This window comes from Thalassococcus sp. (genome assembly GCF_982780845.1).
This window is the reverse complement of record NZ_CEYADA010000016.1, coordinates 99,373-107,249: the sequence shown is the minus strand read 5'-3', so window position 1 is coordinate 107,249 and position 7,877 is coordinate 99,373. Positions and strand designations below refer to the sequence as shown.

Sequence of the window (7,877 nt, the reverse complement as noted above, 5' to 3'; positions counted from 1 at the left end):
GCGGTCCAGCGTCAGGGCCAGAAGGGCCGCCTGCAAATTGGCCTTATTGTTTTGTAGCAAATTGGTCATTTTCATAAAGCCAATATTGCACGAAACCCCCTTCAGAAAAAGCCACAAGACCAAAGCAAAGTCATGACCACAGACCTACAGAAAACCGACCGTTCCCGCCTGCGCCGGTCGCACAATCGCGGGCATTTCGACCGTGACACCGTCAACGCCATTCTGGATGCCCAGCCCATGTGCACCGTGGGCTATGTCATCGACGGGAAACCCTATGTGACGCCGACGCTGCAATGGCGTGAAGGGAACACCGTGTATTGGCACGGCTCGTCCGCGTCGCGCGCGCTGAAAAATTCGCGCGATGCCGAGGTCTGCCTGAGTGTTGCGATCCTTGACGGGTTTGTCATGGCGCGCTCTGGCATGCACCATTCGCTGAACACCCGCTCGGTCACGCTGTTCGGCACGGCCCGTCAGGTGTCGAACGAGGAAAAGGAAGAGAAGCTCTGCAACTTCATCGACCACCTGTTTCCGGGCCGGTCTGAAATCCTGCGCCCGAATTCTGAGCAGGAACGCAAAGCGACGATGATCCTTGCACTGGATATCGAGGAAGGCAGCGCAAAGATCCGCACAGGGCCACCCGCCGATGATGAGGAAGACTACGAACTGCCGATCTGGGCGGGCGTGATCCCTGTGACCACCACCATCGGCGCGCCCATCGACGACCCGCGCAATCTGGAGGGCCTGACCGCGCCGGATCATGTGACAGGGTTCAAATACGGTAAGAACTAATGCGCTTGGTTGCGCGCAGGTCGTTGGCCCCGCGCGACACCGCCTAGATTCCGAACCGCGGTTGCGACAGGGCCTCGGCCAGAAAATCGAACACGATCCGGATACGTTTGGCGCTGTGGAGTTCGCTGTGCGTGACCAGCCAGTAGGGCACGATAATCGGCTTCAGCTCGGGCAGGATGTTTTCCATCTCGGGCGATTGCTCGGCCAGATCGGAAATCATCGGCACAACGCCCTGCCCCCGTTTGGCCAGTTCCCAGCACACCAAGCCGCTGTCTGACTGCAGGCTGACCTTGGGCACACCCGCAGGGATGCCCATGCGTTCCAGAAACGGAGCAAGCTGTTCGGCGGTACCCATGGCGACGAAATCGAGGTTCAGAACGTCCTCGGGCGTCTCGGGCCGCCCCACCCGTTCAAGATAACCGATCGAGGCATAAAGGCAGGCCTCGGAGTCGCGTAGTTTGCGGGCGATCAGTTCGGGTTGCTCGGGGCGCACATGGCGGACGGCGATATCGGCCTCGCGGCGTTGTAGGTCGCTGATGTCGTTTGCCGAAATCACCTCGATCTCGATCTGGGGGGCGATCATGCGCAGGCGCGTCACGAGTTCCGGCATCACGACGGCAGCCATCATATCGGTGACCGACACGCTGACCTTGCCGCCCACAGACTGCACCTGACCAGCGGCTGTAATCGACGTGCGAAAGGCCGCGTCGCCCATCGCGCGGATGTGGGTCAACAGCATCTTCCCCGCCGCCGTCAGCGCAAGACCACGGCCCAGACGTTCGAACAGGATGATATCCAGTTCTTCCTCAAGCGCCGCGACCTGACGGCCGATAGTGGGCTGGGCCACATCCAGTTCACGCGCGGCTGCGGAAAACGAACCGGTTTCCGCCGTGACCAGAAAGGCACGGGCGCAGTTCCAATCAAATCGAATAGCAGACCAGTTCATGCAGATACGCATAGCACATAGGCAAATCTCGGCAATATGCATGGGACGCGCAAAAGATTAGATGACAGCTATCCTTTCAGACACCTTACTGCCTTTGGCAAAGATATTCAGATTGCAGGACCGCCCCGATGATTGACCCGAAAAAATTCTGGACCAAGATTGCCCCCCGCTACGCCAAACATCCGATCAAGGATATGGCGTCATATGAACACACGCTGGAGCGGGCGTTGTCCTATCTGTCGCCGGACCATTCGGTGCTGGAACTGGGCTGCGGCACCGGCACCACGGCGCTGCGACTGGCCGCATCCGGTGCGCAGATCACCGCGACCGATCTGGCCCCCGGCATGATCGAGATCGCTCGTGAAAAAGGGGCAGGCACACCGAACGTCACGTTCGAGGTCAACGGCATTCTGGATGCGCCCGAGGGCCCGTTCGACGTGATCATGGCCTATAACCTGCTGCATCTGGTCGAAGATGTTCCCGGCGCGCTGCAAGCGATCAAATCGCGACTGAAACCCGGCGGTCTGGTCATCACAAAATCCGCCTGCGTCAAAGGCGCGATGCCGTTCATCGGGCTGTTCTTGCCGGTGCTTCAATGGATCGGCAAAGCGCCCTACGTGAACTTCATGACGGTCGAGGAACTGGACGCGATGTTTGCGGATGCGGGCTTTGATACTGTGGAAACGGGTGTTTTCCCGAAAAAACCGCCCGCGCGGTTTATCGTGGCGCGGGCCTAGATCAGGCCCCGCCAGCGCATCACAGCCACAGCGACGGCAAACAGGATCACAAACTGCACGATCAGCCCCGCCGCGATGCCCAGCGCCGTCTTGATCCGGCGTTCTTTGACGTCGATGGCACTCAGGTGCCGTTCGCTGCGTTCAACCGCGCGGGCGATCATGGCGGGTTCAACGGTGCTGGCCAGTTGCGGGTGGCCTGCGATGTGTCCGCACTGCGACAGAAACTCAAGATCACGGCGCACCCATTTCGGCAGACGTCGCCCCGCCCTGGCCGCACGACGCGCCAGATTGCCACGACGCGCGCCTAGCCTGTCGGCCAGAAGCGCTTCGAGCCGTTCGATATCGGCGGTCAGGGTGGTCGTGTTGATCATGAGATACGGCTAACCGATTTTCGCACCGCAGAAAAGGCGCTGGCCACTGGTAAAGTGCCGCGCTATCCCTTCGGCATGTTGAACACCGTTGTGCATGGCACCCCGACCGACAAGCCCCCGCTTTTGATCGTGCATGGTCTATATGGATCGGCGCGCAACTGGGGTGTGATCGCAAAACGTCTATCGGACGAACGGCAGGTGGTTGCCGTCGACCAGCGCAACCATGGCAACAGTTTCCGCGCCGACCAGCACAGCTATCACGACATGGCGGGCGATCTGGCCGAAGTCATCGACGCCCACGGCGGTCAGATGGATGTCATGGGCCATTCCATGGGCGGTAAGGCGGCGATGGTTCTGGCACTGACCCATCCGGAAAAGGTGGGGCGGCTGGTGGTGGCCGACATCGCGCCCGTGGCCTACAGCCACGACCAGACGCAATATATCAACGCGATGAAGTCTATCGATCTGGACAAGGTCGCGCGCCGGTCCGATGCGGTGGAACAACTGGCGAAACTGGTGCCGGAAAAGACGCTACAAAGCTTTTTCACCCAAAGTCTCGATGTCGCCAACAAACGCTGGCTGCTGAATCTGGATGTGCTGGGGGCCGAGATGCCGAACATCATCGGCTGGCCGGGCACCACGGGCGAATTCCCGCGCCCGACCCTGTTCCTGACCGGCAGCGAAAGCGACTATGTCCTGCCCGAACACCGCGCCCATATCCGCGAGTTGTTCCCGCGGGCACGTTTCGCCAAAATTCCGGGCACGGGCCATTGGCTTCACGCGGAAAAACCGCGTGAATTCGAAGCCTCGGTCAGAACGTTTCTGAATTATGATTTCGGCGATTAAACGCCGCGGCAGACCTGTTCGGCGCGTCCGTAGAATTCTTTGTAACGATCCCAGAACCGGTCATGGTTCGGGCGTTTGGACATCTTGATATCCTGCGCGCGCTGCGGATCTTTGAAGAAGCTGACCGCGAGTGATTGATCCGAAGACGACAACGTCCGGTCCGCTGTGGCCTGCACACATCCGCACAACGACCGGCTGCGCGCCTTACGGTCCGACGACATACAAGCCGAATAGATCGGGCCGGTCGCGAAACGGGTCACTTGGGGGGAACCATAGCTACGGGTGCTGCCGCCACAGCCCGCTACGATGGCACAAATGCACAGTGCTGCCAAAACTCTCATATTTCTGCTCATATATCGCGCCAGTCTGCGCTGGCTGTTTGATTGCAAACATAATGCGCGAAAACGGCTGACAAGGCAATTCACGTTCTGAAATGGCCCTGTTTTCTATGGCCCGACTGCCAGAATCGACGCGAAACCATGCGCCCTTGACGTGTAGCGCATCATGCCACCTTGACCGGCCCCTGTTTCCGCTTCATATCCGCGTTTATGACACCACTTTCTCGCATCCGAAATTTCTCGATCGTGGCCCATATCGACCACGGAAAATCGACCCTCGCTGACCGGCTCATTCAGTTGACCGGCACCGTGGCCGAACGGGATATGAAAGCACAGCTTCTCGACTCGATGGATATCGAACGGGAACGCGGCATCACGATCAAAGCCAACACCGTGCGGATCGAATACCCCGCCAAGGATGGCGAGACCTATGTGCTGAACCTGATCGACACGCCCGGACACGTCGACTTTGCCTACGAAGTCAGCCGTTCCATGCGCGCGGTTGAAGGATCGCTGCTGGTGGTGGACGCGACCCAAGGCGTCGAGGCGCAAACACTGGCCAACGTCTATACCGCGATTGAAGCGGACCACGAGATCGTGCCCGTTCTGAACAAGATCGATCTGCCCGCCGCCGAACCCGAACGCGTCAAAGAACAGATCGAAGACGTGATCGGCATCGAAGCTGACAACGCTGTCGAGATTTCCGCCAAGACCGGTCTGGGTATCCCCGATGTGCTGGAAGCCATCGTCACCCGCCTGCCCGCGCCCCCGTCCGGCGATCCCGATGCGCCGCTTCAGGCGATGCTGGTGGATAGCTATTACGACTCGTACCTTGGCGTTGTGGTTCTGGTTCGGATCATGCAGGGCACCCTGAAAAAGGGCGACAACATCCGCATGATGCAAACCGGTGCGCGCTACGGCGTCGACCGTCTGGGCGTCTTCCGCCCGGCGATGCAGAATGTCGATGAACTGGGGCCGGGTGAAATCGGCTTCCTGACCGCGTCGATCAAACAGGTGCGCGACACCAAGGTCGGCGATACGATCACACACGAACGCCGCCAATGCGAAAAACCGCTGCCGGGCTTTAAGCCGTCTGTGCCTGTGGTTTTCTGTGGCCTGTTCCCCGTGGACGCCAACGACTTTGAAGACATGCGCGACGCCATCGAAAAGCTGGCTCTGAACGACGCGTCCTTTACCGCCGAGATGGAAACATCCGCCGCGCTTGGCTTTGGTTTCCGCTGCGGCTTCTTGGGCCTTTTGCACCTCGAGGTTATCCGCGACCGTCTGGAACGCGAATATGACATCGACCTGATCACAACGGCGCCGTCGGTTATCTACCACATCTACATGAAAGACGGCGAACAGATCGATCTGCACAACCCCGCAGATATGCCCGACCCGTCCAAGATCGACCATATCGAGGAACCGCGCATCAAGGCGACGATCCTTGTGCCGGACGAATATCTGGGTGACGTGCTGAAGCTGTGCCAAGACCGTCGCGGCATCCAGCTGGATCTGACCTATGCGGGTTCGCGCGCGATGGTGGTGTACGATCTACCGCTGAACGAAGTGGTCTTTGACTTCTACGACCGCCTGAAATCGGTCACCAAGGGCTATGCGTCCTTTGACTACCAGATGATCGGCTACCGCGAAGACAATTTGGTCAAGATGTCGATCCTTGTGAATGACGAACCGGTCGACGCCCTGTCGATGATGGTTCACCGCGACCGCGCTGAAATGCGGGGCCGCGCGATGTGCGAAAAGCTTAAGGATCTGATCCCGCGTCACATGTTCAAAATCCCGATCCAGGCGGCGATCGGCGGCAAGGTGATCGCGCGCGAAACCCTGTCGGCGCTGCGCAAGGACGTGACCGCGAAATGTTACGGCGGTGACGCGACGCGTAAGAAGAAACTGCTGGAAAAGCAGAAAGCCGGTAAGAAAAAGATGCGCCAGTTCGGCAAGGTGGAAATCCCGCAAGAGGCGTTCATCTCGGCGCTTAAGATGGATAGCTGAACCGGTTCACAATTAAACAAAGACGCGCCTTCGGGCGCGTTTTTTGTTTTGTGATCGGGTGCGGAGGAAAGGCCGAAGGCCGCCGTACCAGAGACGACGCGCCCAACGCGGCGGCTCTTTGGCGGATCGGTCACTTCCCGCCTTAGGTCCTACGGACTTGGTAAAGATAAAGCACTGCTGTTCCAACGCATAAGCGCCACCGCGCGCGTCATCTATGGTGCTATGTTGCATACATAGCTTGTGATCGGCGCAACCGATCTTACCTTTAGCACCATGCGTGCGTTGGCTTTGATCAGTCTGCTTGCGGCCTGTGACACGGGCCATCTGGGCAATCCCCCGACCCTGCCCGTTCGGGCCGTGGCAAACGGCATCGAAAACGCGGGCTATCAGGCGCAGCGGGATCGGGTGAAGGCATTCCTATCCGATCACATCGACGACCTGGACGACCCTGCGACGCTGGCGCGATTCTGGCGCGTGGCCCATGTGCCGCCCTCAAACCGTGCCAAGGTGCTACGTGAAATCGCAAAACTGCCAGCGTCGCCCGACCGGATCGAACAGGCCACGGTGATCACCATGGTCCATCTGTGATCGCGGCTTACCCCAACTCGGCCAGCAGCCCCTCGGCGCAGTGTTCCACCAGATCAAGGCAACCGTCGAAATCTCGTGTGTAGTACGGATCTGGCACATGGTCCGCGCCTGTATGCGCCGCGTAGTCGGTGAACAGCGCCACCGTCGCCAGCGCGCCCGCTGGCTGGATGCGGGATAGGTTGGACAGGTTGCTGTCGTCCATCGCGATGATCAGATCGAAGTCGTGGAAATCCTGCGCCGTGACCTGCCGTGCCCGCAATGGCGACAGGTCATACCCACGCGCCTTGGCCGCGGCCTGCATCGGGCCATAGGGAGGCTCGCCCACGTGCCAGTCGCCGGTACCTGCGCTGTCGATCTCTAACCGCACGCCCAATCCATCAGCCTTGGCGCGCAAAACGCCCTCGGCGCTGGGAGAGCGGCAGATGTTGCCCAGACAGACGAATAGGATACGGTGCGACATGTCATGCCCTTTGCTGGTTCACAGGGCATAACCTAACACGCGGCGGGCGGGGGTAAACAGCGATGGTGCAACGAAAAATCGTCATTCTGACTGGCGCAGGGGTTTCTGCCGAAAGCGGGCTTCAGACATTTCGCGCATCCGACGGGCTCTGGCACGAACATCGCGTCGAGGATGTCGCCACGCCCGAGGCCTTTGCCCGCGACCCCGCGCTGGTTCAGGACTTCTACAACATGCGCCGCGCCCAAGGGGCCAAGGCCGAACCCAACCCCGCCCATCACGCGCTGGCACGGTTGCAGGCAGACTATGACGGAGAGGTCGTGCTGATCACCCAGAACGTCGATGGCCTGCACGAGGCCGCTGGCGCAAAGGTGATTCATATGCACGGACAGCTGGATCAGGCGCTCTGCGCCACCTGCGGCCACCGCTGGCCCGCTCCGCTGGAGATGCAGGCCCAGCACCCCTGCCCCGCCTGTAACGCGCCCACAGGCCGCCCTGACATCGTCTGGTTCGGCGAGATGCCCTATCACATGGATGACATCATAGATCACCTCTATGACGCGACCCTGTTTGCCGCGATCGGCACATCGGGGCGGGTCTATCCGGCGGCGGGATTCGTGCGCGAAGCCAAGGACGCGGGCGCGTGGACGGTCGAGCTAAATCTGGACCCAAGCGATGTGGCCCGTGATTTCGACGATCACATCATCGGCCCTGCCAGCACAACCGTGCCCGCGTGGGTCGACAGCCTTTTGGCGTGATCCGGACAACAGAAAAAGCCCCGACCGTTTCCGG

The 7,877-nt window shown here is 60.1% G+C and carries 10 protein-coding genes; 6 read left to right on the top strand and 4 right to left on the bottom strand.

The genetic code is table 11. The features are described 5' to 3' along the window. Positions 1-132 precede the first annotated feature (132 nt). A complete protein-coding gene (locus tag AC4FIA_RS16130) occupies positions 133-789 on the top strand; it encodes a pyridoxamine 5'-phosphate oxidase family protein (protein ID WP_490366693.1) in 657 nt (218 codons plus the stop codon). A gap of 43 nt (positions 790-832) precedes the next feature. Here AC4FIA_RS16130 and AC4FIA_RS16125 read toward each other — a convergent pair whose 3' ends face one another. Continuing rightward, positions 833-1,735, bottom strand: a complete 903-nt coding sequence (locus AC4FIA_RS16125; protein WP_490366692.1) for a LysR family transcriptional regulator — start codon at positions 1,733-1,735, stop codon at positions 833-835. A 128-nt stretch (positions 1,736-1,863) separates the two neighbouring features. On the opposite strand from AC4FIA_RS16125, the gene AC4FIA_RS16120 reads away from it, so the two are divergent. Continuing rightward, positions 1,864-2,472 carry a class I SAM-dependent methyltransferase gene (locus AC4FIA_RS16120; RefSeq protein WP_490366691.1) on the top strand — a complete coding sequence of 203 codons (609 nt, stop codon included), beginning with the start codon at positions 1,864-1,866 and terminating at the stop codon, positions 2,470-2,472. Here AC4FIA_RS16120 and AC4FIA_RS16115 read toward each other — a convergent pair. After that, positions 2,469-2,843 carry a hypothetical protein gene (locus AC4FIA_RS16115; RefSeq protein ID WP_490366690.1) on the bottom strand — a complete coding sequence of 125 codons (375 nt, stop codon included), beginning with the start codon at positions 2,841-2,843 and terminating at the stop codon, positions 2,469-2,471. The genes AC4FIA_RS16120 and AC4FIA_RS16115 overlap by 4 nt on opposite strands. A gap of 75 nt (positions 2,844-2,918) precedes the next feature. Here AC4FIA_RS16115 and AC4FIA_RS16110 point away from each other — a divergent pair, with 75 nt between their 5' ends. After that, on the top strand, positions 2,919-3,689 hold the full coding sequence (locus AC4FIA_RS16110; protein WP_490366699.1) for an alpha/beta fold hydrolase: 771 nt from the start codon (positions 2,919-2,921) through the stop codon (positions 3,687-3,689). Here the strand turns inward: AC4FIA_RS16110 and AC4FIA_RS16105 are convergent. Further along, positions 3,686-4,030: a hypothetical protein gene (locus AC4FIA_RS16105; RefSeq protein WP_490366689.1), complete on the bottom strand. Its 345-nt coding sequence runs from the start codon at positions 4,028-4,030 to the stop codon at positions 3,686-3,688. The two genes, AC4FIA_RS16110 and AC4FIA_RS16105, sit on opposite strands and share 4 nt — an antisense overlap. Positions 4,031-4,237: 207 nt before the next feature. Here AC4FIA_RS16105 and lepA point away from each other — a divergent pair, with 207 nt between their 5' ends. Beyond that, positions 4,238-6,040: a translation elongation factor 4 gene (gene lepA / locus AC4FIA_RS16100; protein ID WP_488048378.1), complete on the top strand. Its 1,803-nt coding sequence runs from the start codon at positions 4,238-4,240 to the stop codon at positions 6,038-6,040. A 288-nt stretch (positions 6,041-6,328) separates the two neighbouring features. Continuing rightward, entirely contained in the window at positions 6,329-6,628 is a 300-nt protein-coding gene (locus AC4FIA_RS16095) for a hypothetical protein (RefSeq protein WP_490366688.1), read from the top strand. A 7-nt stretch (positions 6,629-6,635) separates the two neighbouring features. Here the strand turns inward: AC4FIA_RS16095 and AC4FIA_RS16090 are convergent, their stop codons facing one another. Further along, on the bottom strand, positions 6,636-7,088 hold the full coding sequence (locus AC4FIA_RS16090) for a low molecular weight protein-tyrosine-phosphatase (protein ID WP_490366687.1): 453 nt from the start codon (positions 7,086-7,088) through the stop codon (positions 6,636-6,638). Positions 7,089-7,150: 62 nt separating this feature from the next. Between AC4FIA_RS16090 and AC4FIA_RS16085 the strand changes: the two genes are divergently transcribed. Beyond that, on the top strand, positions 7,151-7,843 hold the full coding sequence (locus tag AC4FIA_RS16085; RefSeq protein ID WP_490366686.1) for an NAD-dependent deacylase: 693 nt from the start codon (positions 7,151-7,153) through the stop codon (positions 7,841-7,843). Positions 7,844-7,877 lie beyond the last annotated feature (34 nt).